Here is a 25,844-nt window from a genome sequence, read left to right as displayed (position 1 = left end):
ATTGCTAAAAACCCAATTCTTTATAAAGGGCTATGGCATATCTATCCGTCATTGAGGCGATATAATCTGCACATATTCTATGGGTTTTTGCTCCTTGCTCTATTTTAAGTTGTAAATCTTTAGGTAATAGGGCGGTATCATTACTTAAGCATTCATAGAGCTTTTTAATGCAAAGTTTTCCCATAAACATTTTTTTATAAATCTCTTCGTGGCGGTAAAGATATTTAAAAAGAATTTTTTTAAGAATCTTTATCTCTTTTTGTATGCTTTTTGTATGAGTTATAGGCAAAGGGCTGTGGGATGGATAAACAAAGCATTGTGGAGTTGTTTGTTTAAAAGATGGATTATGCTCTAGCAAATCATACACAAGTAAGGTAATAAGTCTTGAAGTGAAGCGGTGGCGAAAAATAGATTCTTTAAAAGAAATTTTTTCTTCCTTTTGCACATATTCTATGCAGCTTTTTACAAGAGTACTTTCTGCTAGGGTGTCAAAATCAATAAGGTGGTATTTAATTCCATCATCAATATCGTGGCTAATATAAGCGATTTCATCGGATAAATCTACAATAATAGCTTCTAGGCTTGGGTGGAAGTTTAGCTTAAAAGTTTCTTTATAATAATCCTTTAAAAAGGGTTTTTCGTAAGGATAGGAATGTTTGAGTATGCCTTCTAAAGTCGCAAAACAAAGGTTTAACCCATTAAAATTTTGGTAACGTTTTTCTAGGCTTGTAACCACCCTAAAAGATTGAAAGTTATGCTCAAATCCACAACTATATCCATCGGCTTTTAAGACTTTATCAAGTTCATCTCCTCCTGCGTGTCCAAAGGGTGTGTGCCCTAAGTCGTGGGCTAAAGCAATGGCTTCTGCTAAATTTTGGTTAAGCCCTAAATGGCAAGAGAGGGTTCTAGCAATTTGGCTAACCTCTAGGGAGTGGGTTAAGCGGGTGCGAAAATAATCCCCGCTAGAGTTTAAAAAGACCTGTGTTTTGTATTCTAATCTCCTAAAATAAGAGCTATGAATAATCCTATCCCTATCTCTACTAAAGGCATCTCTAAAATCCTCCGTAGAAGGGTAAAAACGATAATGGGGTTGCATTGCAATCCTTGTTTTTGTTTTTATTTTATCGCCTTTATGCTAAGATTTACGAAAAACTTAAGGAATTTTTATGAATGTTTTTGAAAATAATGCTTTTAAAGTCTTAATGCAACCTTTTGGGGAGTATCAGACAAATTGTTATGTAGCCTTTGATAAAAATACTCAAGAATCTTTGATTATTGATGCGGGGATTAATGCTATAAATTGGGTGTTGCAAAATGTTAAAAAGCCATTAGCGATTTTAAATACGCACGGACATTTTGATCATACTTGGAGTAATGCTGCCTTAAAAGAACATTTCGCACAAATTCCTCTTCTTTGTCCCTTTGAAGATGCTTTTATGCTTAAAAGTGATTGTTTTAGCACGGGATTGCCCTCATCAACGCCGGATATTTTAGTGGGTGCAAAAGAGGGAGAAAAAATAGAAGAAAAGATGGCAAATATCCAAAATCTTAATCGTAAAAACTGCTATAGCTTTAATAATTTTTCTATAGAGTTTATTTGCTATCCCGGACATACTCCGGGTTGTAGTGTGATTATCCTATCCCATAAAGAGGCAGAGGAGAAAATAATGTTTAGCGGGGATTTTATTTTTTATCGTTCTATTGGTCGTAGTGATTTTCCTTATTCCTCTTCAGAGGCGATGAAAAAGAGTTTAGAATCTTTTTTGAACTTTGAAGAAAATATGCCTGTTTTTCCCGGACACGGAGGCAGCACAGATGTGTTTTCAGAAAAGGAGAATATCCCTTATTGGTTGGCTAGGATTTAATAGCGTATAACAAGATAAAAAGTAACATTTTTGAGATTTTTTATCATTAAAATAAAGTAAATATTTTTTTATCCCTGCTAATTGCGATAGAATTAGGGCATATTAAATTTAAATGAAATTTAGGGAGCTTTGTGGTTGCTTATTTGCCCTTAAAAGAAATTACTTTTTATTCACTAGAGATGAATGAACAAAGACTGAATAAAGAGTGTTTGCGTGATAGTTTGGAAGAGCAGATTTGTTTAATTTTTGGTTTAAAGCGAGATCGTGAGTATTTTTTAAGCTTTAATAATGCCTTAAGTCCTAATTTATTCCATTGTATTGTGGCTTGTGTAGATAATTTTACTCAATATATTACTAAAGAAACTACATTTTTAACTAATCCTATTTTTTTAACCCAAGCCTTTTTACCCAATGATAAAGATTTTAATGTTTTTATTCTTGCAGATTGTATTAGTCCCTTAGAGTTTGGCATTATTGTTTATTATCAAGAATCTATTGTTTTTTTAGATATTTTAGAGCATAAAAAAATTATGGAATCGCTTGATAAGATAGAGCAAGAAATAACCAAGGATTTTCATCTTTGGTGTGGAAGTGATAATCTAAGACAGGGTTTAAAAGGGTATATTAATAGAGAGATTGGATTGGTTGATGTTTATACACAGGAGCTAAATTTATTAAATCACCCTAAAGTGTTAAACTTTATTACGACTAAAGAGAGCACTCCCTTTTGGAGACAAAATATAGGAAAACTAGTTTTAGTGAGTGCTGTGGGAATGTTTTTGGGAATGGGTTATCCTTTAGCTTTAGAGTTTTTGACGCTCTTAGAGAAAAGACACAATGAAGATTTAAAAAAACAAATTCAATTACAACAATTAGAATACCAAAGATATAGTGGGAATGAAAAGGATTTTAAAGCATTGAGCGAGAAATATTTTGAGCTTCAAGAAAAAATAGCGTTTAATGAAACCTATTTGCAGAAGTTTATGCCTAAACAATCTTTTATGGTATTTTTTACAAAAGCTCGTGAATCTTTAGAGAAAAATAATATTAAAATTGCTTATTTTCATTATTCTCAAGATGCTTATGAGATGCTGCTTATGGGAGAATATACTTTAGAGTTTATTGAGTTTTTAGAACAAAAGGGGTTAGGAGTTTTAGAAGCCTTAGAGCCTATTTCGTCTTTTTATTTTGTGAGGCTTAAGAGTTGGTAGGGTTTTTAGAGCTATTAGAGATGTGGATTAAGCAAAGAACTCTTAGGGAGAGGATTTTACTTTTTTGCTTTTGTTTTTTTGCCTTTGCTATGCTTCCTTTGTGGGGGTTGTTACAAAGGGCGGAATCTTCTTGGTATTATCAAAAAACACAATCTAAAGAGCTTCAAAGTTATTTATCCCAATTACAAAAGGAGTTTTTAAAAGTTGTTGAAGAAAATAATATTCACCAATTAGAACAAACTATTGCGGATTTAGAGGCAACTTTATCCGCACAAGAGAAACAAAAGTTTCTCATCCAAACAAATTCTAGTGTTATTACACAATTTAAGTTATTCGCTCAAGAATTTGCTTTAGAGAGGTTTATTTTAGCACAAGAGAAACAAATATTTTTAGAGGGGAGTGGAACTTTTAAAAATGTTTTTGGGTTTCTTTTTAAAATGGAAAGTTTTTTTAAAGCTTTAAAAATCATAGATTTTTCTATTTATCCTAATGCTAATAATTTAGATTTTATTATGCAAATAGAGCTTTTAGATGTTAAGGAGGAGTTTTGAGCAGATATGCTTTTTTGCTTATTGCGTTGCAAGTTTTGAGTGAAGAGTTTTTTTCTTATGATCCCTTTTTTTATGGGGATAGGGATTTTATTAAATTGTTAGGAATTATGGATGAAAAAATAAATCTTAATGGAAAATGGTATCAAGTAAAAGATACTTTTGAGGGATTATCCATTAAAAAGATTGAAGGAGATTGCGTTATTTTAGGCGAAAAGAAAATTTGTTTGATGAAAAAGAGGTTTTTGGAGGAGTAGTATGCGATTTTTGTGGATTATATGTTTTTGTAGCATTGTCTATGGAAATTGTGAAAATCGTTTATTTAATCTCTCCTTAGAAGATGCAAGTGTTAAAATTATCGAAGTTTTAAATGAATTTGCTAAAGAATGTTATTTTAGTGTTATTTATAAGGATTTACAAACGCAAAAAAGCCTTGATAAGCTTTTGCCATTAATAAATTTTAAGCAAAAAAACTTAGATTTTGTTTTTGATTTATTATTTGGTGTGGCAAATTTACATTATACATATGAAAATAATCTTTTAACCTTGCAAATAGAAAAAATAAAAACCTTTAAAATTAACTATGTTGGCACTAATAGACAAGGTTCTAGTAGCACTTCAGTGTTTATTAATAATGATGAAAATTATGCAAATGCCTATAAGGATTCTATGGCACAGGGTTTGAGTAAGTCTGGTATTGATATTAGCAGTGAAGATGGTTTTAATTTTTGGGATATGATTGAAGAGGAGATTTTATCGCTTTTAAATAAAACACAAAAAGATTCTAGTGTGATTGTTAATAGAGGGGCTGGATTAATTAGTGTTAGGGCAGATAAAGAGAGTTTGCAAAAAGTTGAATCTTATATTCAGAGTTTGCACCAAAGGCTACAAAAGCAAGTTTTAATTGATGTGAATATTCTAAGTATCTCCCATAATCATAATAATACAACAGGGATTAATTGGAATGAATTATATAATTTGCAAAACTTCGTAATACCTTCATTTACTCAAAATCCTAATTTTGGAGGAAGCGGAGAGGTTGGGAATGTTAGCGGATTGAATGTAGTTGGCGGGAGTGGTAAGGATTTGGTTTCTTATGGGATAAATATTTTTTCACAAGGGTTAAGCTTAGAGCGGATTATTGAATTTTTAAAGACTTATGGCAAAGTTCAATCCATCTCTAACCCAAAGATTCTAACGCTTAACAATCAGCCTGCTATGATTAGTGTAGGGGATATTTTACGTTATAAAAAAAGCTCTATTTACCAAAATATTAACGCACAAACAACCCTTACTAATGTAGGTAATGAATACCCAACCATTTTTGCTGGGGTTTTACTTGATGTTACGCCTTTGGTTTTTGGTGATGAGATTATGCTTAAAATTAACCCCTCTATTACTAAAACAAGGGAGAATAAGTTAGAGTTGCCAAGTAATGCTTTTGAAACCCCACCTAATTTAACGACTAATCAGCTCTCTTCTATTGTAAGGGTTAAAAATAACCAAAAGATTATTTTAGGGGGACTCATTTCGCAAAATATTTCTAAAAAAGAAAATAAGATTCCGCTCTTAGGAGATATTCCTCTTCTCAAAACCTTCTTTTCTTATTCTCAAGATATTCAAAATACCGAAGAGATTGTTTTTATTATAGAGCCAAAAATCATTAATGAAGATTGGGTGTTTAGCTTAGAATCTTTGGGTTATAAACTTATAGAGGAATAGCAATGTTAAAACTAGCATTTATTTGTGTAGTATGTGGTTGTGTTATGCTTTTAGGAGTATTTTTTGATAAAAAGCCTTTTAAGCCTTGTTTGTATGTAGCAGCACAGACTTTAAATATAAGAGAGTCTCCTAATATGCACGCAAATATTGATGGGAAACTTTATAGTAATGATGTTATTTGTGAGTATTTTTCTATTCAAAATGGTTTTTTAGAAACAAAATTAGGTTGGGTATCGTTGAAGTATTTACAATTAAGCCCAATAATAGAGCATAAAGACTTAATCCAAGAAGAATCTAAAATGGCTTTTAAAACAGAAACTAAGAATCTTAAGAAATTTTCTTTTAGTAGCATACAAAAACCCACTATGCTCTATGAGGCTCAAGAATCTTTAGCAAATGCAGACTATAAGCGGGCAAAAACCCTAGCCTTGCAAATCAACCAAGCAGATCCTAAAAATATAAAAAGTTGGGAGATTTTTATAAAAAGTGTGTATTTAGAGGGCAATAAAGAGGAGGCTATTTCTATTTTAGAGCGGTTTTTAGTGCATTATTATGATGAAAACCTTGCTATGCTTTTAGAGAAAATGCAAAAAGGGAATAAAATTTAGTGAAAACTTTTTGTTTAGGGGATATTGAAGCAGAAGCGGCTTTGCTGTTAAATACAGAGCAAATAGAGTATTTTCAAGCAATAATTGTTAAAAATGATGATGAGAAATTATTTGTTGGATTAAAAAACGCTGATGAATTTAAATATCACGATTTCTTTAAAAAGCATTTTAATGCAAAAACTTTAGAGTTTGGGAGAATTAGTAGGGAGGATTTTAACAAAGCCTTATTGTGGTTAAAGTTAGAGGAGCGATTAAAAAGGCTTTTGTCCCAAATTTTTGATGAGATTCAAAAGGTTTCAGAGGGCAAAAATTCTAGTATTTTAGAGTTAGTTACATTAATTTTACAAGAGGGAGTATCTAAGAGGGCTAGTGATATACATTTTCAAAAAGATTTTGAGAATTGTCGCATTTGTTTTCGCATTGACGGTGTTTTAATAGAGCGATTTAGTTTTCAAGGATGGGTTTTTGCTCCCCTTAGCACTTCTTTAAAGTTATTAGCTAATCTTAATATCACAGAGAATACGATACCTCAAGATGGGAGATTCTCTTTAGAATTATTAAAAGAAGATTCTAAAAGAGTGTTAGACTTTAGGGTTTCTGTTTTGCCCTTAATTGAGGGAGAGTCCATAGTTTTGAGAATCTTAGATAAGCAAAAAACGTTTTTTCCCTTAGAGGATTTAGGTTTTTTACCTCTACAAATGGAGAAAATTAAGCGACTTTTTTCACTTCCTTATGGATTAGTTTTTATAACAGGTCCTACTGGGAGTGGTAAAAGCACGACAATGTATGGGGTTTTAAATATTATTAAAGATAAGAATCTAAAAATAATCACCCTAGAAGATCCTGTGGAATATCGGCTTCATAGGATTGCTCAAGTGGTAGTTGGGCAAAAAATGTCTTTTGTTAATATTTTAAAAAATGTTTTGCGGCAAGATCCTGATGTGATAATTCTAGGGGAGGTGCGGGATAGAGAAACTTTACAAATAGCTATTCAAGCAGCTTTTACAGGGCATTTAGTTTTTGCGACTTTGCATACTAATGATTCTTTAGATACGATAGTGCGTTTGTTGGATATGGGGTTAGAGCCTTATTTTATTGCTCAATCACTAAGTGGAATTATTGCTCAAAGACTTATAAGAAAGCTTTGCGTATGCAAGGTTTTAGAGGGTAATTCTTTTGTTTCACGAGGTTGTGTAATTTGTAATAACACCGGATATAATGGGAGAGAAGTTATTGCGGAGGTTTTAGAGATGGATAAGGTTTTAGAGGATTTTATTTATCAGAGGATAGATAAGCAGAGGGCTTTGGAGTTGTTAAGGCAGAGGGATTTAGATTTTAGTCTTTATCAGCAAGGATTAAAAAAGGTAGAGCTTGGAATTACCGATTTAAAAGAAGTTTATCGGGTTGTTAAATAATGTGTTTTTTGGTACGTTTTAAAAAAGAGGGGAGAATCTATACACAAAGATTTTATGCTATGGATGAAAAATCCCTTTATGCAAGATTGCAAAAAGAGAAGGTTTTTGTTTTAGAGATTTTGCCTAAAGGGAGCTTTTTAGAGGACATAATGATTCTTAATCCTCCTAAACTTAGGGAGCTTATTAGTGTATTTTATCAATTAAAATTGGGCTTAAGTGCAAAGATACCCTTATTATCTGTGCTAGAGGATACTATTTTGCAAATCCATAATCCTCTTTTAAGGCTAAAATTTAAAAAAGTCCTTTTTGGGCTACAAAAGGGCAAAACATTACCGCTTTGTTTTTTAGAAGCAGGCTTTGAAGATTTTATTTGTTCGATGATTGAAATAGGGCATAAAAGTGGAAAACTTGTTGAGGCTTTAGAGTTTATTATTTTAGGGCTAAAAAATCGTCAAAAAAACCAAAAGATTTTTAAAAAAATCTTATTCTATCCCTTGTTTGTTAGTATGGTTATGGTGTTGGTGTTCTTAGGGATTACGATTTTTGTCCTCCCACAATTCGAATCTTTGTTTTTAGATTTTCAAGCACATTTGCCTTTAGTAAGTAGAAGTTTATTATTTATGCACTCTTTAATTATGCAATGGGGAATGAGGATTGTTTTTGGGATTTGCTTAATAAGTCTTATTGGGATTTGGTTTTATAAGCATTCTATTTTGCTTCAAGAGAAGTTTTCTAAACTCGCTTTATCTTTCCCTCTTTTAGGAAGGGTTATTTATCATTATACAATGAGTCAATTTTTGCTAAGTTTTTATTGGCTTTATCGGAGTAAAATTCCTTTAGAGCAGGTTTTAAAAATCTCTTCAAAAGGTATTGAAAATACTTATTTGAGGCTTAGGGTAGAAGATATTTATGGATATATCTTAAAGGGGGTTTGTATAGCAGAGAGTTTTGAGAAAAGTGGCATTTGGGATAGATTGACTTTAGGATTAATCCATAGTGCTAAAGATGAGGAGGGGTTTTTAGAAGCCTTAGAAGTTATATTAGAACTTCATAAAGAGGAATTGCAAACCAGAAGCGAATCTTTAATGGCCGCTTTAGAACCTGTGATGATTGTATTTTTAGGACTGCTTGTATTATGGCTTGCTTTGGGGATATTTTTGCCCCTTTGGGAGTTACCCTTACAGATGAAAGCATTTTAATGAAATTTGCACCAAATTCTTTTAGGGCATTTTCTCTTATAGAGTTATTGATGGCTTTAAGTATGGTTAGTTTTAGCTTTATCTTTTTTGTTAAGGTTTTATTGCAAGAAGAATCTTCTAAAGCTCAATCTTTAAAAATACCTATTTGTGATACCCTTAAAAAGCAGTGTGTTTATCATTTATCTGCCAATAAATCCTTCCCCCTTATTAATATCCAATGAAAAAATTTAAAGCCTTTAGCCTTGTTGAGGTATTAATTACTGCTTTAATTGTTGGAATAATAGCAGGAATAAGTGGAAAGAGTATTTTAGCTATTTATGCAGATTATCAAAGTAGCGAGCAAAAGTATTTGTTAGAAATTTCTTTACTTAATACTATGGCACAGATACAAAAGATTCTTCAAAAAGCTGTTTTTGAAAGTATTTTCTTGCAGGATAATACTTTAGAGTTTTTAGAAAAAAGCAATCAATGGGTGAATCTTGGGGACTATTCTTTGCCTTGTTTTAGCTCTCTTGTTGCTAGGGCTACAATGAGTAATACTTTAGAGCTTGCAGTTTTACCGCTTAATCAACAATTTCAGGAGCGTCTTAATGCCTTATGCACTCTTTATTCACAGCCCTTTGAATTATTGTTTTTATACCCTAATAATAGTCCTAGAGATTACTATACTCCTAAATTTAGAGCAAAAATATTGTCCCAAAATGCCTATGAAATCATTACACAAATACCAGAATTTTTAATAAATGATGCTTCCCAAACATTCTTTTCAAAGGTTTATCTCCTAGATTCTAAGAGGGCTCATAAAAAAATTGTTTTAAAGGATAATCAACTCTTTTTATTCTCTGATAAATCCTACCTTTTAGATGATTTTATAGAGAGTATGGAGCTAGAGAGGGTAGAATTTGGATTTAAACTCACACTTTGTAAAGAACCTAAAGATTTACTTTGTAAAAGCCATATTGTTTTAGAGGAGAGTTTTTGAGGAGGGGTTATATTTTGTTTTCTTTTGTTTTGCTTATTGTAGTGGGTGGAATGATATTTTTCTTAAGTCTTAAAAAGACTGCTTTAATCCAAAGTATTTTGCAAGAAAGCCAAAGTCAAGTTTGGCTAGTGTTGCACATGCAGAGTTTTAGAAATGTTTTAAAAGAAAAACTTCAAAATCAGCAAATTGCTTTCTCTAAGTCCAATTTTGCAGAATTTTCTATGCGTTTTGATAGGGTTTATCATTATAAAGCTATTCTAACAAGGGTTGAAAATACTTTGGGGAGTGAGATTTATTGGGTGGATATTTTGGGAACACAAGAGGGAGCATCACAAAAATATTCTATGAGTTTTCAAAGTTTTCTTTATTGGTAATGTCGTAATTTAGCAACATTTTTCAATATTAAATCAAGGAATAAATTATGCACTTTTGCCCTCTCTTTGCATTTATCTTAATTTGTGGTGCTTTAAACTAATCAACATATACCTTAAGAATGAATCTAGGTGATGATAGAAAATATAGAAAAGCATATTTTAATTTATTTTTATGAATAAGTTTGATTTATGGGGGTAAGCAAGTATGAGTTGGGACTAAAATGCAAAGTTTAAATTTTTAGAATCCTATCCATACATTGACAATTAAAAATTCTTTAGTTAATGTTTGAAATTTTAAAAGAAAGGAATTCTTATGCAATGGAATAAATTTGATACACGTTGGATGCTCTCACTATTTGGCACAGCGGTAGGAGCTGGGATTTTGTTTTTACCCATTAGAGCTGGAACAGGTGGGTTTTGGCCTGTAGTGGTTATGACTTTATTAATTTTTCCTATGGTGTGGTTATCCCATAGAGCCTTAAGCCGCTTTGTTAATGAATCTAAAAGCACAGAGCATGATATTACTCACGCTGCTGAAGAATATTGGGGAAAGGGAGTAGGCTTTTTTATTACCATTTTGTATTTTTTTGCGATTTATCCTATTTGTTTAGCCTATGGCGTTGGTATTACTAATACCTTTGCAAGTTTTTTCGTGCATCAGATGCAATTAACTAGTTTTTATGATACAGAAACTTTAAACATTTATCCAAGCGTTAGAATGGTTTTAGCCTTTGTATTGGTAAGTTTAATGATGAGCGTTATGGTTTTAAAAGAAGAATGGGTAACTAAAGTTTGCAATATCCTTGTATATCCTCTTTGTTTTGTGTTGTTTGCTTTTTCATTATATTTAATCCCTTATTGGAAGCTAGAGATTATTCGAACTTCTCCAAGTATTAAGGAGTTTGTTGAGGTTGTATGGCTTACTTTACCTGTGCTTGTTTTTGCTTTTAACCACTCTCCTGCTATTTCTACCTTTACGCTAAGTGTTCGTCGTAAGTATGGTAAAGATTCTGAAAATAAGGCTAATCAGATTCTTTTTAGAACCTCTATAATGTTGTTGGTTTTTGTAATGTTTTTTGTTTTTTCCTGCATTTTATGTTTAGAGCCTAATGATTTTCAAGCAGCAAGAGAGGCAAATATTCCTATTCTTTCTTATTTTGCTAATAAGTTTGAAACACCCATTATTGCTTATGGTGCCCCACTTGTTGCTTTTTTGGCAATTGTTTCTTCATTTTTTGGGCATTATTTTGGTGCCTATGAGGGATTAAATGGAATTGTGCGGAAAGGGCTTAAAATATTTGGGTTTAAAGATATTTCTATAGGGAGTATCAAGATTTTTAGCACACTTTTTATGTATATCACTATCATCATTGTAAGTTTTATTAATCCAAGCATTTTAGGTTTTATTGAGGATTTAGGGGGTCCTATTATCGCAGCAATTTTATTTATTATGCCAATTATTGCGATTTGGAGTGTTAGCAAACTTAAGAAATATAAGAATCCTCTTTTAGATATTTTTATTTTTATCACGGGGTTTTTGACTATTGCTAGTATAGTATATAAGCTTTTTTAAAGTATTTAAAATAAACTTAAATTAAGTTATAAATAAGACAAGTTTGTTATAATCCTCACTTTAAAACTAAATCCAAACAAAGGGTAAATAATGAATATTACCAAAATGGCAAAAGCCAACGAAATCAAACGCGATTGGATCGTTCTTGATGCAGAGGGTAAAATATTTGGTCGGCTTGTTGCAGAGGTTGCGACACTTTTAAGAGGTAAGCATAAGCCTTGTTATACCCCAAATATAGATTGTGGAGATTTTGTTGTTATTATTAATGCACCTAAGGCTAAATTTAGTGGAGTAAAACTTGAAGATAAAGAATATTTCACACATTCAGGCTATTTTGGAAGCACAAAATCTAAAACGCTTAAGGAAATGCTAGAAAAACATCCAGAAAAGCTTTATAAATTAGCGGTTAGAGGAATGCTTCCTAAAACAAAATTAGGTAGAACAATGATTAAGAAATTAAAAGTATATTGTGATGGCAATCATCCCCATAGTGCACAAGTATCAAAGTAAGGACAAATAATGGCAAAAATTTATGCAACAGGAAAGAGAAAAACAGCAATTGCTAAAGTATGGCTAACTTCAGGGAGTGGAAAATTAAGTATTAATCAGACGAGTCTTAATAATTGGTTGGGAGGACACGAAGCTATTAAAATGAAAGTTATGCAACCCCTGCTTTTAACTAAACAAGAAAAAAGTGTTGATATTATTGCTGTAACAATGGGGAGTGGATATTCTGCACAAGCAGAAGCCTTAAGGCACGGAATTGCTAAGGCACTTGTAGCTTATGATGTGAATTTTAGAGCCATTCTTAAGCCAAAGGGTTTATTAACAAGGGATTCAAGGGTTGTTGAGCGTAAAAAATATGGAAAAAGAAAGGCAAGAAGAAGCCCACAATTTTCAAAACGATAATCAAGATTCAAGCTTTGCTTGGATTTTACCAATATCCTTTTTCTTACACAAAATCCTAATTTATCTGCCTATTTCATTAATGACACAAAAGAATTATGCTAATAAAAATTTTACAATAATTTAAGAGTCCTAATATGAGTGAAAATGTATGGAGTTTTGTAGGTGCTCTTTTAGAGAAAATTTAATAAATATTAATTTTTTTGTGGGATGGGGTAATGCAATTAATTTAATGCGACATTCCTTGTATTATGGGGAATCTCTAGTGGGTTGGGTTCTAAAATGCTATAAAAGGATATTTTATTTCAAAATGTAAAATTTATAGAATGAGTAGTTTGGAATTTAGATAAAGTGGTAATTTGTTTTGTAAATTAGATTGAAATAGAAAATTAAGGAAATTTTTTAAAAATCCTATCTAAAAAGTAACTTTAATTGTATTAAAGAGGGTTTAAACTACCCATAAAAATTGTCAAAATTCAGGGACGATTCTTTAAGGATTGAGTCGAGAGTTTTTGGTTTTAGAGATAGATTTCTTAGGATAATGAGGCATTTAGGAAGTATTCTAGCTAATTGCAAAACTATTAATTAGGGGACAATGGCTTTAAGAATAAAATCTTGCGGTAGTGTGGATATAGAATCTCCTATCTAATAATAGGTAAATCCTTAAAAGAGATAAGCCTAAATGTTTTAATAAAAAAGGGCGGGGATAATATCATCGTTTAAGGTTTAGGATGGAGTTTTAGATTGATGAATAGATTTTTCTTAATTAGGAGAGGAAATAATCGCTATCAACTTTTAGGGCAGTAGCAAGTTTTTGCAAAGTATTATTTGTGGGGTTTGTTTTTTCTTGTTTCAAGTTTTTTATGTTTTGCATAGATTTCATTATACTTTGTTAGCTCATCTTGTGTGATACCAAGATTATTTCTAACTATTTTTATTTTTCTCTCAAATTAGATTTCTCTATGTAAAGTATTTTGATAGAAAAACCTTAGAATCCACTTTGGATTCTAATAGAAAATAACATTAACGAGGATTGAGGGATAACGTTTTAGTTTCTTAAAGAGTATTTTTCTTAAAGAATTACGGATTTCATTTTCCATAGCTTTTTGGTTGCTATAAAGTTCTTTTTTACAATTTTTTACAAAAAGCTCAAAGAAATCTTCAATTTCTTTATTAAAATTCATCGTGTCTTTATTAGAGATAATCCCCATAGAGTAGATACGAGGTCTTTGGATAAGAGAGTTTTTTGCCTTATCAATTTGTGCAGTTACTACGAGAATACCATTTTCTGCAAGATTTTGTCGATCTAGGACAACATCATTAGTAACTATCGCACTAATTTGGTTATCAATATAGGTTTTTCCTGTTTTTACACTACGCACTTTGCGTAAGTAATTATGCGCAACTTCTATTTGGTCGCCATCTTCCATAAGATAAATATTTTTTTCATTAACACCACAAGAAATAGCGGTTTCTTTATGCTTTAGGATATGGTTGTATTCCCCATGGACGGGCAAGAAAAACTTAGGTTTTACAAGTCTAAGCATAAGCTTTTGTTCTTCTTGTGCAGCGTGTCCGCTAGTATGGATTTCTCCAAAGTCTTGATAATAAACTTTTGCTCCTGCTTTGTTAAGGAAATTTAAGACATTAGAAATTGAACCTTCATTGCCAGGAATAGCCTTGGCTGAAAGGATAATAATATCTGTGGGTTTGATTTTAATATGGCGATGTTCATCTGTTGCCATGCGATAGAGCGCACTCATTGTTTCTCCTTGGCTACCTGTGGTAACGATTAATACCTCTTCATCGGGGTATTTGGCTACTTCGTGGGCTTCTATAAAAACATTTTGTGGGATTTCAATATAGCCTAATGTTCTAGCAATTTCTAGGTTTTTCTCCATAGAGCGACCTATAACAGAAACCTTTCTTCCATATTTGATTCCGTGTTGAATGGCTTGATAGACACGATGAATATTAGAGCTAAAAGTGCTCATAATAACGCGTCCTTTGGCGCGCGAAAAAAGTAAATCAAAAGCTGGTCCTACGCTTGCTTCACTAGGTGTATAGCCTGCTTTGTGGGAATTAGTAGAATCGCTAAGTAGCAATAATACCCCTTGTTCTCCATAATAAGCGATTCGATTTAAATCTGTGGGATAGCCATCAATAGGCGTGTGATCAATCTTGAAATCTCCGGTGTGAAAGATTAGTCCAGCCTCTGTTTTAATAGCTAATGCACTAGAATCTACAATAGAATGGGTAATATGAATCCATTCAATTTCAAATTCTCCTATTTTGATGGGCTTACGTTTCTCAATAGGTCTAAAGAGGGAGCGGAATCGCTTTAAGCCATGTTCATCAAACTTAGATCCAATAAGCCCTAAGGGTAAAGAAGTCCCATAGATGGGAAATTGGTATTTTTTAAACAAATAAGGCATTGCACCAATATGGTCTTCATGGGCGTGAGTAATGATGATGCCAACAATTTTGTCTTTAATGATTTCTAAATAACTAAAATCTGGCACTAAAATATCTACACCGTGCATGTTATCATCAGGAAAGCTCATTCCTGCATCAATGATTATAGCCGAATTTTGTGTCTCAAGCACTGTCATATTTGCACCAATCTCACCTAATCCTCCTAGTGGAGTGATTCTTATTTTTCCATTAGGATTAAACTGTACTTGTGAGTGTATAGATAAAGAGCTTTGGTGAATCTTTGCATTAATTTCAACATTTTTTTTCAAATCCACATTGGATTGTTGCGTATCTTTGTTGTTGTAATTTTTATTGTAGGGCTTGGATTTATCATTATTGGGGTTTTGCCCATCTCCTTTTTTATTGTATCGCCCTTTTTGGTTTGGAATACTATCGTTTTTCTTTTCTTTTGGGCGGGATTTGAAGTATTTTTTGTTTTGCTCTTTGTAATCTTTTGAAGCATTATTTCCTTTTTGTGTTTCTAGTTTATTTTCTTCCATAGTTCTGCCTTTATAGGAATTTCAAAAGTTGGTGATAAAAGAAAGTATCAATTTCGTGAGGTCTTTTATTAATGCCAATACCAAGCTTTTGCAAGCATTCTAGAATCTTTGCCTTTTCATAGCTTTTTGCAAGATTATTAAAAAGCGTTTTTCGTGGCATATTAAAGGCTATTTTTAATAATTTTTCTAATTTTTCCAAAAAGTCTTTTTCTTCATATTTTGTTTTTGTGAGTAAAAACACTGAAGAAGTAACTTTAGGAGGCGGATTAAAAGATTGTGGAGAAACATCAAAAAGTAATTTTGCTTCCCCTATACTTCTAGCCAAAACGGATAATGCACTAAAATCACTTTCGCCTGTATCTGCACAAAACTTTAATGCAACCTCCTTTTGTGCCATTACTAAAAACCCTCGGCACATAGAATCTTTTATCGCTTTTATTATAAGTGGTGTTGCGATATAATAGGGGAGATTAGAGATGAGAAAATAAGGTTTTTCTCTTAAATTCTCTTTCTCCCATATTTGTAATATATCACCCACTTCTAATTGTAAAGCCCTCATGCTTAATGCTTGTTTGAAACGTTCCTTTAAATAAGGAACCAACTCCTTATCGACCTCATAAGTAGTGATACTTCCTAAGCTTAAAAGCTTATTTGTTAGATCACCTAAGCCAGCCCCAATTTCGATAACTTCAAGGGTGTTTTGTAGTTTGGGAATGGATTGGATTATCTGTGTTAGAACACTTTCATCTTTCAAGAAATTCTGCCCAAAATGCTTTTTTGCAAGAATCTTATTCATTTTGTAAAAAACCTTGAAATTAATGCGACATTGTAGCATTTTTTTATTAAATTAACATTTTTTGATAAATCCACTTTGTAAAATACAAATTTTTGCACTTCTTTTAAAATCATCAAATAACTCTATAATAACCATATCAGTTGGAAAACTCACAGGTTTATTAGCAATTTTGCAACGCAAAAACCCTAAATCATCAAAAAGTATTCTTCCACCCTCATATTCCCCGCACCCACCTTTTGTTCTAATGTTGCTTATTTTATAACGTTTTTGTAAGGATAAATCCCCCTCTCTTAAACCATTAGCAAATTTGGTATTATTGTAAGTATAAACGCTTAAATACTTATTATCAAAGGGATTTCTAGCTATTTCAAAAGAGTCCATAGGTCTATTATCAAAATTTTTTGTTTTAGCCTTTCTAGCACTATCGCTAAAGATGGAATAAGCCCAACCAATATTTTTAAGATTGGTAAATTGTAATCTCCAAAAGCTATCTTCAAAATGTTTTCTTTCTTCTTGACAAGAATCGCTTTGACAAAAGGGGGCTTGATGGATAGTCTTTGTCGTGTGAAGTGCAAGGTATTTTGTAAAATGTAAATGGTTAATAATCTGTTCTTGTGCTTCTTTTAGGTGGGATTTTGGGTAGGCAATAAGAGCTATGGAGCTAAAAATACTAATAAGGGATAAAACTAATAAAATCTCAAAAAGGCTAAAGCCATTAAAGCGGTGTTTCATAGCTTTGAGAGGCAAAAAGAATGGTATCGCGCAAAAGCATTAAAGGCTTGCTAAAAAATAGCCCAAAAGTGAAAGCCAATAAGACAATAAAAGTTATAATAAAGGGGGCTTTATAACGCATTCTAAATTGAGGTAACCGCACTCTAAGCCCACAGAAATAAAGTTTTGTCATTAGGGGTAAGCTAACTATTAATAAAGGGGTAAAAGAGGGTATATCGACTTTTTGTCTTAAAGAGAGTAACAAAATAAAGCACAAAGTGGTTATGGAGATATACCAAATAAGCGGTTTATTTTGCGTATTTATAAAGCGATAAAGCACATAGAGAAAATAAAGGAAAACTAAAGGAGAGAAAAGAAAGAGCAAGTATGCACTAGTATCTATAAAATATCCTCTAGGGTATCCCCCTATATTTAAACCAAAAAGATACATATTTAAAGCAAAAAATCCAAGGGAGGAGAGGATTAAAAAAGTATCTTTTTTAGAGATGCCATAAAAGATAAGTGCTAAAAAAACTAGTGAAAAGCTTTTATCAAGTATTGCCATTATGGCGAGTAACCAGTAGGGAATCTTTTGATTTTTTTGTTGCAGTAAGCACAAAAGTAAGGGAAAAAAGATGATGACTTGTCCTTTTAAAAACATTATTATATCAAGATTAACACCGGGCAATAATAAAAATAAGAGTGTGCAAAAAAGTGCATCACTAGGACGCTTTAAGAAATCTTTGGAAAAGACAAAAAGCAAAAGTGCATTACAAAAATGAAGGAATAAAAAAATGCTCCTAAAAGTAAATTCATTGAAGCCCATATATCCAAAAGTTTCTATTTTGTAAGTTTCAATACTAAGAATATTGCTAAGAGAAAATATCAATAAAGCATCTAAAAAGAGTAAAATCCCTAAGTAAAGATAAACCTTCTTTTCTTCCAAATTTGACCTTCAAGATTCTGTAAATTTATAGCCATTAAGTAATAAAGCCTTGCGGATTTGTTCTTGGTGTTCCGCTCCTTTTGTTTCTAATCTTACAGAAATATTAGCATCTCCATAGACTAAAGAAGCAGAGACTCTATCAAAATCTACTTTTACAATATTAGCTTGGAGATTAGAAAGTAGATTGCTTAGGCGCTCTAAACTCCCGGGTTTATCAATAAGTGTAACGCTAAAGCTCATTTTGCGATGAGAACGGACTAGCCCTTTTTCTATGATAACCCCAAGCATATTTACATCGATATTCCCACCACTTAAGACAAGCCCAACAGATTCTTTTTCTTTGATGGTAAATTTATGGTGCAAGAGTGCGGCAACTACACTTGCACCAGCACCTTCTACAACAAGTTTTTGTTTCTCTAAAAGGTATAAAATCGCATTAGCAATTTCCTCGTCATCAACCATTACAATCTCATCAACGCTCTCTAAAATATAATGAAAGTTCTTTTCATTGACATCACGCACTGCTATGCCATCAGCGATAGTTCGGACATCTTTTGTGCTTTGAATACTTTTTTGATAAAAGGAGTGATGCATTCCCGGTGCTCCTTTAGCAACAACTCCTATAATTCTTGTGTTAGGAAGCATTTGTTTATACACGGAGGCTATCCCAGAAATTAATCCACCACCACCAACAGGGACAACAATAGTTGTTAAGTTGTTTTGGTCTTCTATCATTTCTAGAGCAATCGTTCCTTGTCCGGCTATAACTTCATCATCGCTAAAGGGATGAATGAAATGAAGCTCATTTTCTTTAGCATAATTGATTGCATAAGCATAAGCTTCATCGTAATTATTGCCATATAAGATAGCCTCTGCCCCTAATTCTTTAACTCCCATAACTTTTAGTAATGGCGTAGCCTCTGGCATTACAATCACTGCTTTTATGCCATAATGTTTTGCACTATAGGCTACGCCTTGGGCATGATTACCAGCACTTGCTGCAATTACTCCTTTGGCTCTTTGGGATGGGGTTAAAGTGGAGATCTTATTAAAAGCACCCCTTAGCTTGAAAGAACCTGTATTTTGGAGATTTTCTTGTTTGACATAAACTTGGGACTGACTAATTTGGCTAAGTTTTGGAGCAAAAGCAAGTTTTGTGTGTTGAGAGATTCCTTCTAAACGCTTTTTAGCGTCAATAAACTTAGCTAGAGCAATCATAAACATAGCCTTTCATATTCAAGTTTAATACAAATATTTTCAATATAAAGTAGGTTATTTTGCTCTAAAATGCTTTTAGCTTCTTGACTTTGTAGTCCTAATTGAATCCATACACATTTAGGTTTATTGGGGAGTTTTATAATTTCTTTAGCAATTCCTTCTAGTGCCTCACTTTTTCGGAAAATATTTAATATTTCTATTTCTCCATTTTTTTTTATAGATTCTTCGCTAAAAGCTTCTTGCAAAGAGTGATAGGCTCTCTTACCTAAAATTTCTCCCCCTTTTGGATAAATAGGGATGATGTTAAACCCTTTTTGGAGGAGATATTTAGCGACTTGATGGCTTGTTTTTGTAGAATCAGGAGAAAGTCCTAGAATGGCTATGTTTTTTGATGTTCCTAGAAGTGTTTTTTTGAGATTGTCTTGCATAAAGTTGTCCTAATTTGTAATTTTAAGCTTTTAAAAAATTTAAAAAATATTGTAACAGAAATTTTTCATAATATTCTTTTTAAGCAATAAAATTTAAAGAAAGAATGGCTAAACTAGGTTATAATTGAGATTATTTTGGTTGTTTAAAGGAAATGAAAATGGCGTTAAGCACAGAAGAGCTAGAAAGGTATAATCGGAATATTTTATTAGAGGGTATGGGGGAAGAAGGTCAGCAGAGATTAAAGAGGGCTAAAGTTTTGGTAGTAGGTGCAGGTGGGCTTGGATCTCCTGTATTGTATTATCTAGCAGCAGCGGGTGTAGGTGAAATTGGGATATGTGATGGGGATATTTTAGATTTAAGTAACCTTCAAAGACAGATTTTACATAATACGCAAGATTTACAAAAAAATAAAGCACAATCTGCTAAGGAAAAGCTAGAGATTTTAAATCCAACTCTTAAAATTAATACTCATAAAGAGCGATTAAATGTGAATAATATTTTAGGGATTTTGAAAGATTATGATTTAGTGATCGAAGCCACAGATGCTTTTGTTTCAAAGTTTTTAGTCAATGATGCCTGTGTTTTGGCGAATAAAGTTTTAGTAAGAGGGAGTGCTTTACACTTTTGCGGACAGGCTATGAGCATTAAACCCAAAGAGAGTGCTTGTTATGCTTGTCTTTTTGATAAGCCCCCCAAAGGAGCTGTTTTAACAAGTGCTGAAGTAGGGATTTTAGGTTCAGTAGCAGGCCTTTTTGGTTGCATTGAAGCTAATGAAGCTATTAAAATACTTACAGGGGTTGGCAAACCGCTTTTTAATCAATTACTAAGCTGCGATATTAGAGATATGGAGTTTAGAAAAATTAATATAAAGCGCAATCCTTGTTGTAGAGTATGTGGAGAGAATGGCTTAAATGCTCTTGATTCTAAGTTCTATACTTAGAATTATCGGAGTGTTTCTATATAATATCCAATATCCTCCATATCTTTTTTGGTGTAACGTTGGGCGATTTGGTTTTTAATAAAACGTGATTGTCCTTGAAAGGTTTGGTTTTGGTAGTTTTTAAGTTCATCAGCAATATCTGTGGCTTTCCAAGTGTTAATAGGGGGCTTATTAGCAACAGAAACTTCTGCATTTTTTCCATGACAGGTCGCACAATCTCTTTGAAAAAGCTTTTCCCCGTTTTCTAAATTCGCTTGTTTATTAGCAGAATTAACTTTACCTGTGCCAATTAAGCTTTCTAAAAAATTTTTTTCTTGTAGGGTTAAATCCTCATCTTCACGAATAACTTGAATATCTTTTGCACCTAGATTTTTAGAATATTTTTTTAAGATAGCTTTAATTTCTTCTCCAAACTCACCTTTGAGTTCAAAACACACACAATCTTCAGCATTTAAAAAACTAAGGCATAAAACAATCAATAAAAAGATTTTTTTCATAAATATACTCCATAAAGTCTTTAAAATATTTTTGCAATTCTGCCAAAAAAATATTTAATTTTTTATTTCCATATCTTACAATAATTAAAAGCTACTTTAGGTAGGATATTTTATAATTCTAGTTGCCTGAGTGAAACGTGATTTTATTTTTGGGTCCAACACATTGAGTAGTGCTGGTCATATAGACTTCTTTGTGTGATGGTGTTTTCGTTATTAGTCTCTTAAGTTGAGATGAGAATCTGCCGCCTAATAAGAAGCTTATGATTGGAATTTTTGCCATTTATGGGCTTACACGAATAGAACGTTCACTTGGGTTTTTAATTTTTAAAGTTTTTAGGTTAAAGATTTTAAAGATTAAAAATAAAGGTGAAATATGGAGATTGTGATTGTTGGAAGTGGTGGTAGAGAATATGCCATTGGTTTAGCATTACAAAAAGAATGCAGGATTGATGGAATCTATTTTTATCCCGGCAATGGCGCAACAGAAAAATTAGGGAAAAATATTAACTTTAAAACCGATAAAGATTTTGTAGAATTTGCAGTAAGGCAGAAAATAGGGCTTGTTGTAATAGGTCCTGAAGCTCCTTTGGTAGAAGGTTTAGCGGATATATTAAGAGAAAATGATATTTTAGTTTTTGGTCCTAGTGCGAAGGCTGCTAGATTAGAGGGGTCTAAGGTTTATATGAAAGAATTTGCAAGAAAATATGATATTCCAACCGCAACATTTTTGCAAACACAAGACTATACAGAAGCTTGTAGATTTATAGAGTCTTTAAATCTTCCTATTGTTCTTAAAGCAGATGGTTTATGTGCGGGTAAGGGCGTAATCATTGCTCAAAGTTATGCAGAGGCAAAAGCTACCGCTAAAGAGATGCTAAGTGGTAAGGCTTTTGGGGATTCTGGTCGAAAAATCGTGATTGAAGAATATTTAGAGGGTTTTGAATTATCCGTCTTTGCAATGTGTGATGGTAAGGATTTTATACTTTTGCCTGTTGCACAAGATCATAAACGACTATTAGATGGTGATAAGGGTCCTAATACTGGAGGAATGGGGGCTTATGCTCCATCTTCTTTGGCAACTCCTGCACTCCTTGAAGAAATTAAAGAGACGATTATTGATCCTACTTTAACAGGTATGGAAAGAGAGGGAAATCCCTTTAGCGGTGTTCTTTTTTGCGGTATTATGGTGGTGAAAGATAGACCTTATTTGTTAGAATTTAATGTCCGCTTTGGGGACCCAGAATGCGAAGTATTAATGCCTTTATTTAAAAGAGGGCTTTTAGATTGTTTTATGGCTTGCGCTAAGGGTGATTTGCAAAAAATTGATTATGAATTAGAGGAGAATGTTTGCGTTGGTGTGGTGGTTGCTTCTAAAGAATATCCTTATAAAAATTCCAAAAAAGAAAAAATTACTTTTTTAGATACTGCTACTCCTTTGGAAAATGCTTCTATCATTTTTGCTGGGGTAGAAAGAAGTGGAAAGTATCTTTTAGCAAGTGGTGGAAGAGTTCTTGTATGTGTGGGTAAGGGTAGAAATGTCAAAGAAGCGGCTAAAAATGCTTATGGAATAGTGAAAACTATAAAGTTTGATGGAATGCAGTTTCGTAAAGATATTGCCCATCAGGTGTTGGAGAAATAATGAAAGTAGAGCAAATTGAAGAAATACTTGCAAGAGAAGAGTTACAAATAGCTCCCTTATGGAAACGATTTGTTGCTTTTGTAATTGATGAATTACTTATAAGTATGATAATAATTGGGATTGCTTGGGAGGCGATCTCGCAAAACTCTCAAGATATAGAAATTGTCTTAAAGATTGTATCAGATTATACATTCTCAATGCTTGGGATTGCTCTTGTTTACCATTGGCTTTTTGTCAAACTTTATGGGGCAACAATAGGCAAAATGGTAGTTAGGATTAAGGTTATTGAAGTGGCTCTTTTAGATAATCCCAGTGTTATGCAATCCTTTTTACGCTCTTTAATGAGATTATTAAGCATAATCTTGACTTATATTCCTTTTATATTCATTCTAAGTAGTAAGATTTATCAAGGTTTGCACGATAGAATTGCCAATACTATTGTTATAGAGATTAAGTAATGTTTTTGAGAAAAAGTGCTTCTTTAATTACTCTTGCAACCCTTATAATGATGCCTAGCATTATAAATGCTAGACCTTCTATTAAGCATTTTGGTAAAAATCAAGAAGTTGTTTTTGAGTTTTTAGCCGATGATGTGGAGTATGATAAGGCACAAATTATAGGAAAAGGCAATGTCACTATTATCAATTTAGATTATTTTGTAACGGCTAATAAAGCCATTTATGATACACAAACAGGAGAAATAACGCTTATAGATAGTGTTAATGCCTATAAAGGAAATTCGCTTTATTTAAAGGCACAAAAGGTGAAGATTAAAATCCAAGAGGATTATTCTTTTTTAGAGCCTTTTTATTTGCAAGAGTTACAAAGTGGTTTATGGGTAGATTCTAAGAGTGCGGAATTTGATGGCAGTGTTTATCAGCTAGAAGATGCTACGCTTTCAGCTTGTAGTGTGCATAACCCTATTTGGAAGATTCAAGCCTCACAAGGGGAATATGATGCTAATAAAGAGTGGTTAAAAGTGTGGCACCCTCGTTTGTGCGTGTATGATATACCTATTTTGTATTTTCCTTATTTATCTTTTTCAGCGGGCTACCAAAGGAAAAGCGGTTTGCTCTACCCAATAGTTGGGAATTCTCGTGATGATGGTTTGATTTACTCACAGCCTATCTTTGTTGCTCCAAATAATTGGTGGGATATGACTTTCTCTCCACAAATTAGGACGAAAAGAGGTGTAGGATTTTATGATGAAATTCGGGTGGTTGATGATAAAAATCAGATTTTTTGGTTAAATTTTGGAATTTTTAGAAATACGGATAGTTATCAAAATACTTATAATTTAGAAAATCAAGAACATTATGGAGTGCAGCTTGAATATTCACGCAAAGACTTATTGACAAAATCGCATAATTATTTCCGTGAAGATGGTTTATATGCAGATATTTCTCAAATTTCTGATATTGATTATTTTAAAACTCAAACGGAGAGGGCAAGGGAGAGGGCAGATTTACAGGGTAGTTTGCTTACTTCGCGTTTAAGTTATTTTTTAAAAAGCGATAATGATTATATAGGACTTTATGGTAGATATTATTCTGATTTAGAAAAAACAAGCAATGCAGAAACTCTGCAGACATTGCCAGAGATTCAATATCACCGACAAATAGATAGTATTTTAGTGGATAATTTTTATTATTCCTTTGATTATGGTGTGAAAAATTATACAAGACCCATAGGTTATCGTGCGATTCAACAAGAAGCGAGATTGCCTTTTATTTATACGCAAAGTTTATTTGATGATTATATAAATGTTTCTGTATCGCCAGTATTTTATGGAACAATGGTAAATTATAGTAATACTTCTAGTTTGCATTTAGAAAATGGAAGATATTTTAGCCATCATTATGTTTTTAGTGGGGATATGGATTTGGTAAAAAAATATACTAATTTTGGGCATACTCTAAACTTGGGCTTGCAATATACATTGCCTGGAGCTGATAATAAAAAGGGAAGCTTTACGGATTTTTTTGAATTGCCCGGAGATAGACAGGAGTTTTTATTAAGTGGCTCTCAATATTTTTATGATTTAGAGAATGTTTTATTATTATCCCATAGAATTAATCAGGCTTTTTATTTTGAGAGTGCTAATCAACGCGTAGGGGAACTTCAAAATGAAGTCCAGTATTTTTATAATTATCGTTGGAGATTTTTAAGCAGTATTTTTTATTCCCATTCAAGAGGCAAAATATCCGAGGCTACCCATCAAGTTGAGTATAAAGAGGATTTTTTAACAGGAACATTTAGCCATTTTATTCGTGAGCAATTTGCTAGAAATGATATTGTAAAAGGGAGATTTGGAGAGGCAAATTATATTAATGCAGGACTTAAAAAAGAATTTGAAAATTTTAATTTATATGCTAATGTTGGTTATGATTATAAAGAAAATTATTTCAAGACTTGGCAAATTGGTATTGATACAGAAATTCGGTGTTTTGCCTTTGGGATTAAATATGTCAATACAATCAATCCTGTGCTAACCACTAGGGGGGCTGAAGCAAGAGATGATAAGCATGTTCTTTTAACGGTTAAGTTTATACCGCTTTTAAGTAGTGATGTAAAGATTGGTAATTAAGAAGGAGGTAAGGATTTGGATTTGTTAGGGAACTCACAGCATTCTCCAAGACGTAAGATCTTTTTTGAGAATCGTGAAGATGCTTTAGCGAAGTTGTTAAATAATTTACCTCTAAATTTTTTTCTTAAAGAAGATTGCGTAGTAGTAGGAATTTCATTTGCGGGAGTTTATTTTGCTCACAAATTAGCACAAACCATAAAAGCCCCTTTGGCTGTTCTTTTTACTGCTTCTATTTATGCTCCTAATAATCCAGAATGTGAAATTGCTATGGCAACAGAAACTAAAGATGTTGTTATTAATGATTCTTTAGTGGAATCTTTTGGGATTAGTTTGGATTATGTTTATGGCGAAGTAGAGAGGCAATATGACGATAAAATGTTGCCTCTAATTTATCAGCATCGTAAAGGGAATCCTCTGATGTCTTTTAAAAATAAACATGTTTTATTGGTTGATGAAGGTATTGATAGTGGTATTACTGCTTTTGCGTCAATTAAATCTATGGTTACCCTGCAAGCTAAAACAATTTATTGTGCAACACCTGTAGCTCCTTTAGAGGTTGCTAAAGCTATTGAAGAGACAATAGATGGTGTTTTTTGTCTTTATAAATTAAAAGATTTTGTAGATGTTGGGTATTATTATAGGGATTATACAGAAATACCTGTATCTACTATTGAGAAAATTTTTACCCAAATACAATAGCCTT

Annotated in this window: 27 protein-coding genes; 19 read left to right on the top strand and 8 right to left on the bottom strand. The window is 32.5% G+C overall.

Annotation, left to right across the window (positions count from 1 at the left end):
• Positions 1–4: 4 nt before the first annotated feature.
• The gene (locus LS72_RS04090; RefSeq protein WP_034553639.1) at positions 5–1,096 is read right to left on the bottom strand and encodes a deoxyguanosinetriphosphate triphosphohydrolase family protein; all 1,092 of its coding nucleotides are present in this window, start codon (positions 1,094–1,096) and stop codon (positions 5–7) included.
• Positions 1,097–1,166: 70 nt separating this feature from the next.
• Here LS72_RS04090 and LS72_RS04085 point away from each other — a divergent pair, with 70 nt between their 5' ends.
• The 14 genes from LS72_RS04085 (at position 1,167) to rpsI (ending at position 12,406) form a co-directional block, all read left to right on the top strand.
• Positions 1,167–1,865: an MBL fold metallo-hydrolase gene (locus LS72_RS04085; RefSeq protein WP_034553640.1), complete on the top strand. Its 699-nt coding sequence runs from the start codon at positions 1,167–1,169 to the stop codon at positions 1,863–1,865.
• Between the two features lie 131 nt (positions 1,866–1,996).
• Positions 1,997–3,076, top strand: a complete 1,080-nt coding sequence (locus LS72_RS04080) for a hypothetical protein (RefSeq protein ID WP_034553641.1) — start codon at positions 1,997–1,999, stop codon at positions 3,074–3,076.
• Entirely contained in the window at positions 3,070–3,627 is a 558-nt protein-coding gene (locus LS72_RS04075) for a hypothetical protein (RefSeq protein ID WP_052087272.1), read from the top strand. Before LS72_RS04080 ends, LS72_RS04075 begins: the two co-directional genes overlap by 7 nt.
• Positions 3,624–3,881 carry a hypothetical protein gene (locus tag LS72_RS04070; RefSeq protein ID WP_052087273.1) on the top strand — a complete coding sequence of 86 codons (258 nt, stop codon included), beginning with the start codon at positions 3,624–3,626 and terminating at the stop codon, positions 3,879–3,881. The genes LS72_RS04075 and LS72_RS04070 overlap by 4 nt, the downstream gene beginning before the upstream one ends.
• Position 3,882: 1 nt before the next feature.
• Entirely contained in the window at positions 3,883–5,346 is a 1,464-nt protein-coding gene (gene mshL, locus LS72_RS04065; RefSeq protein WP_034553642.1) for a pilus (MSHA type) biogenesis protein MshL, read from the top strand.
• Between the two features lie 2 nt (positions 5,347–5,348).
• Positions 5,349–5,954, top strand: coding sequence for a tetratricopeptide repeat protein (locus LS72_RS04060; protein WP_034553643.1), 606 nt, complete (start codon positions 5,349–5,351; stop codon positions 5,952–5,954).
• Positions 5,954–7,369 (top strand): GspE/PulE family protein, encoded by a 1,416-nt coding sequence (locus LS72_RS04055; protein ID WP_238700696.1) that lies wholly within the window; start codon positions 5,954–5,956, stop codon positions 7,367–7,369. Before LS72_RS04060 ends, LS72_RS04055 begins: the two co-directional genes overlap by 1 nt.
• The gene (locus LS72_RS04050; RefSeq protein WP_034553644.1) at positions 7,369–8,568 is read left to right on the top strand and encodes a type II secretion system F family protein; all 1,200 of its coding nucleotides are present in this window, start codon (positions 7,369–7,371) and stop codon (positions 8,566–8,568) included. The genes LS72_RS04055 and LS72_RS04050 overlap by 1 nt, the downstream gene beginning before the upstream one ends.
• Complete coding sequence (locus tag LS72_RS04045; protein ID WP_034553645.1) at positions 8,568–8,789, top strand: hypothetical protein; 222 nt, start codon at positions 8,568–8,570, stop codon at positions 8,787–8,789. Before LS72_RS04050 ends, LS72_RS04045 begins: the two co-directional genes overlap by 1 nt.
• Positions 8,786–9,550, top strand: coding sequence for a PulJ/GspJ family protein (locus LS72_RS04040; RefSeq protein ID WP_034553646.1), 765 nt, complete (start codon positions 8,786–8,788; stop codon positions 9,548–9,550). Before LS72_RS04045 ends, LS72_RS04040 begins: the two co-directional genes overlap by 4 nt.
• A gap of 14 nt (positions 9,551–9,564) precedes the next feature.
• Positions 9,565–9,924 (top strand): hypothetical protein, encoded by a 360-nt coding sequence (locus LS72_RS04035; protein WP_138155076.1) that lies wholly within the window; start codon positions 9,565–9,567, stop codon positions 9,922–9,924.
• 313 nt (positions 9,925–10,237) lie between these two features.
• On the top strand, positions 10,238–11,497 hold the full coding sequence (locus LS72_RS04030; protein WP_034553649.1) for an SLC5/6 family protein: 1,260 nt from the start codon (positions 10,238–10,240) through the stop codon (positions 11,495–11,497).
• Positions 11,498–11,587: 90 nt separating this feature from the next.
• Positions 11,588–12,007: a 50S ribosomal protein L13 gene (rplM, locus tag LS72_RS04025; protein WP_034553650.1), complete on the top strand. Its 420-nt coding sequence runs from the start codon at positions 11,588–11,590 to the stop codon at positions 12,005–12,007.
• Between the two features lie 9 nt (positions 12,008–12,016).
• Positions 12,017–12,406, top strand: coding sequence for a 30S ribosomal protein S9 (rpsI, locus tag LS72_RS04020; protein ID WP_034553651.1), 390 nt, complete (start codon positions 12,017–12,019; stop codon positions 12,404–12,406).
• 1,004 nt (positions 12,407–13,410) lie between these two features.
• On the opposite strand, the gene LS72_RS04015 is transcribed toward rpsI, so the two are convergent.
• Genes LS72_RS04015 through LS72_RS03990 form a run of 6 tightly spaced genes read right to left on the bottom strand, consistent with a single transcriptional unit; the run spans position 13,411 to position 19,477 of the window.
• Entirely contained in the window at positions 13,411–15,378 is a 1,968-nt protein-coding gene (locus LS72_RS04015) for a ribonuclease J (protein ID WP_034553654.1), read from the bottom strand.
• A gap of 10 nt (positions 15,379–15,388) precedes the next feature.
• Positions 15,389–16,174 carry a 16S rRNA (adenine(1518)-N(6)/adenine(1519)-N(6))-dimethyltransferase RsmA gene (rsmA, locus tag LS72_RS04010; RefSeq protein ID WP_138155073.1) on the bottom strand — a complete coding sequence of 262 codons (786 nt, stop codon included), beginning with the start codon at positions 16,172–16,174 and terminating at the stop codon, positions 15,389–15,391.
• Between the two features lie 51 nt (positions 16,175–16,225).
• Positions 16,226–16,906, bottom strand: a complete 681-nt coding sequence (locus LS72_RS04005) for a pilus assembly FimT family protein (protein ID WP_108911339.1) — start codon at positions 16,904–16,906, stop codon at positions 16,226–16,228.
• Entirely contained in the window at positions 16,890–17,831 is a 942-nt protein-coding gene (locus tag LS72_RS04000) for a hypothetical protein (protein WP_052087395.1), read from the bottom strand. The genes LS72_RS04005 and LS72_RS04000 overlap by 17 nt, the downstream gene beginning before the upstream one ends.
• Before the next feature lie 9 nt (positions 17,832–17,840).
• On the bottom strand, positions 17,841–19,049 hold the full coding sequence (ilvA, locus tag LS72_RS03995) for a threonine ammonia-lyase (protein WP_138155070.1): 1,209 nt from the start codon (positions 19,047–19,049) through the stop codon (positions 17,841–17,843).
• Positions 19,046–19,477, bottom strand: a complete 432-nt coding sequence (locus LS72_RS03990; RefSeq protein ID WP_034554474.1) for a CoA-binding protein — start codon at positions 19,475–19,477, stop codon at positions 19,046–19,048. The genes ilvA and LS72_RS03990 overlap by 4 nt, the downstream gene beginning before the upstream one ends.
• A 158-nt stretch (positions 19,478–19,635) precedes the next feature.
• On the opposite strand from LS72_RS03990, the gene LS72_RS03985 reads away from it, so the two are divergent.
• Positions 19,636–20,418 (top strand): HesA/MoeB/ThiF family protein, encoded by a 783-nt coding sequence (locus LS72_RS03985; RefSeq protein ID WP_034554473.1) that lies wholly within the window; start codon positions 19,636–19,638, stop codon positions 20,416–20,418.
• A gap of 2 nt (positions 20,419–20,420) precedes the next feature.
• Here the strand turns inward: LS72_RS03985 and LS72_RS03980 are convergent, their stop codons facing one another.
• Complete coding sequence (locus tag LS72_RS03980) at positions 20,421–20,915, bottom strand: c-type cytochrome (RefSeq protein ID WP_034554472.1); 495 nt, start codon at positions 20,913–20,915, stop codon at positions 20,421–20,423.
• A gap of 373 nt (positions 20,916–21,288) precedes the next feature.
• Here LS72_RS03980 and purD point away from each other — a divergent pair, with 373 nt between their 5' ends.
• Genes purD through LS72_RS03960 form a run of 4 tightly spaced genes read left to right on the top strand, consistent with a single transcriptional unit; the run spans position 21,289 to position 25,840 of the window.
• Positions 21,289–22,554 (top strand): phosphoribosylamine--glycine ligase, encoded by a 1,266-nt coding sequence (gene purD / locus LS72_RS03975; protein WP_034554471.1) that lies wholly within the window; start codon positions 21,289–21,291, stop codon positions 22,552–22,554.
• Positions 22,554–23,012, top strand: a complete 459-nt coding sequence (locus LS72_RS03970) for an RDD family protein (protein WP_034554469.1) — start codon at positions 22,554–22,556, stop codon at positions 23,010–23,012. The genes purD and LS72_RS03970 overlap by 1 nt, the downstream gene beginning before the upstream one ends.
• A 47-nt stretch (positions 23,013–23,059) precedes the next feature.
• On the top strand, positions 23,060–25,141 hold the full coding sequence (locus LS72_RS03965; protein WP_238700695.1) for an LPS-assembly protein LptD: 2,082 nt from the start codon (positions 23,060–23,062) through the stop codon (positions 25,139–25,141).
• A gap of 15 nt (positions 25,142–25,156) precedes the next feature.
• Entirely contained in the window at positions 25,157–25,840 is a 684-nt protein-coding gene (locus tag LS72_RS03960; RefSeq protein WP_238700694.1) for a phosphoribosyltransferase, read from the top strand.
• Positions 25,841–25,844 lie beyond the last annotated feature (4 nt).

The organism is Helicobacter apodemus, from assembly GCF_000765745.2.
GTDB lineage: Bacteria > Campylobacterota > Campylobacteria > Campylobacterales > Helicobacteraceae > Helicobacter_D > Helicobacter_D apodemus.
The sequence above is the reverse complement of the archived record's forward strand: the minus strand, read 5'-3'. Positions and strand labels throughout refer to the sequence as shown.

Excerpts from the sequence above, each read along its gene's own strand:
- LS72_RS04090 (WP_034553639.1), bottom strand. The coding sequence starts at position 1,096 with ATGCAACCCCATTATCGTTTTTACCCTTCTACGGAGGATTTTAGAGAT.
- LS72_RS04085 (WP_034553640.1), top strand. The coding sequence starts at position 1,167 with ATGAATGTTTTTGAAAATAATGCTTTTAAAGTCTTAATGCAACCTTTT.
- mshL (WP_034553642.1), top strand. The coding sequence starts at position 3,883 with ATGCGATTTTTGTGGATTATATGTTTTTGTAGCATTGTCTATGGAAAT.
- LS72_RS04060 (WP_034553643.1), top strand. The coding sequence starts at position 5,349 with ATGTTAAAACTAGCATTTATTTGTGTAGTATGTGGTTGTGTTATGCTT.
- LS72_RS04050 (WP_034553644.1), top strand. The coding sequence starts at position 7,369 with ATGTGTTTTTTGGTACGTTTTAAAAAAGAGGGGAGAATCTATACACAA.
- LS72_RS04045 (WP_034553645.1), top strand. The coding sequence starts at position 8,568 with ATGAAATTTGCACCAAATTCTTTTAGGGCATTTTCTCTTATAGAGTTA.
- LS72_RS04040 (WP_034553646.1), top strand. The coding sequence starts at position 8,786 with ATGAAAAAATTTAAAGCCTTTAGCCTTGTTGAGGTATTAATTACTGCT.
- LS72_RS04030 (WP_034553649.1), top strand. The coding sequence starts at position 10,238 with ATGCAATGGAATAAATTTGATACACGTTGGATGCTCTCACTATTTGGC.
- rplM (WP_034553650.1), top strand. The coding sequence starts at position 11,588 with ATGAATATTACCAAAATGGCAAAAGCCAACGAAATCAAACGCGATTGG.
- rpsI (WP_034553651.1), top strand. The coding sequence starts at position 12,017 with ATGGCAAAAATTTATGCAACAGGAAAGAGAAAAACAGCAATTGCTAAA.
- LS72_RS04015 (WP_034553654.1), bottom strand. The coding sequence starts at position 15,378 with ATGGAAGAAAATAAACTAGAAACACAAAAAGGAAATAATGCTTCAAAA.
- rsmA (WP_138155073.1), bottom strand. The coding sequence starts at position 16,174 with ATGAATAAGATTCTTGCAAAAAAGCATTTTGGGCAGAATTTCTTGAAA.
- LS72_RS04005 (WP_108911339.1), bottom strand. The coding sequence starts at position 16,906 with ATGAAACACCGCTTTAATGGCTTTAGCCTTTTTGAGATTTTATTAGTT.
- ilvA (WP_138155070.1), bottom strand. The coding sequence starts at position 19,049 with ATGATTGCTCTAGCTAAGTTTATTGACGCTAAAAAGCGTTTAGAAGGA.
- LS72_RS03990 (WP_034554474.1), bottom strand. The coding sequence starts at position 19,477 with ATGCAAGACAATCTCAAAAAAACACTTCTAGGAACATCAAAAAACATA.
- LS72_RS03985 (WP_034554473.1), top strand. The coding sequence starts at position 19,636 with ATGGCGTTAAGCACAGAAGAGCTAGAAAGGTATAATCGGAATATTTTA.
- LS72_RS03980 (WP_034554472.1), bottom strand. The coding sequence starts at position 20,915 with ATGAAAAAAATCTTTTTATTGATTGTTTTATGCCTTAGTTTTTTAAAT.
- purD (WP_034554471.1), top strand. The coding sequence starts at position 21,289 with ATGGAGATTGTGATTGTTGGAAGTGGTGGTAGAGAATATGCCATTGGT.
- LS72_RS03970 (WP_034554469.1), top strand. The coding sequence starts at position 22,554 with ATGAAAGTAGAGCAAATTGAAGAAATACTTGCAAGAGAAGAGTTACAA.
- LS72_RS03965 (WP_238700695.1), top strand. The coding sequence starts at position 23,060 with ATGATGCCTAGCATTATAAATGCTAGACCTTCTATTAAGCATTTTGGT.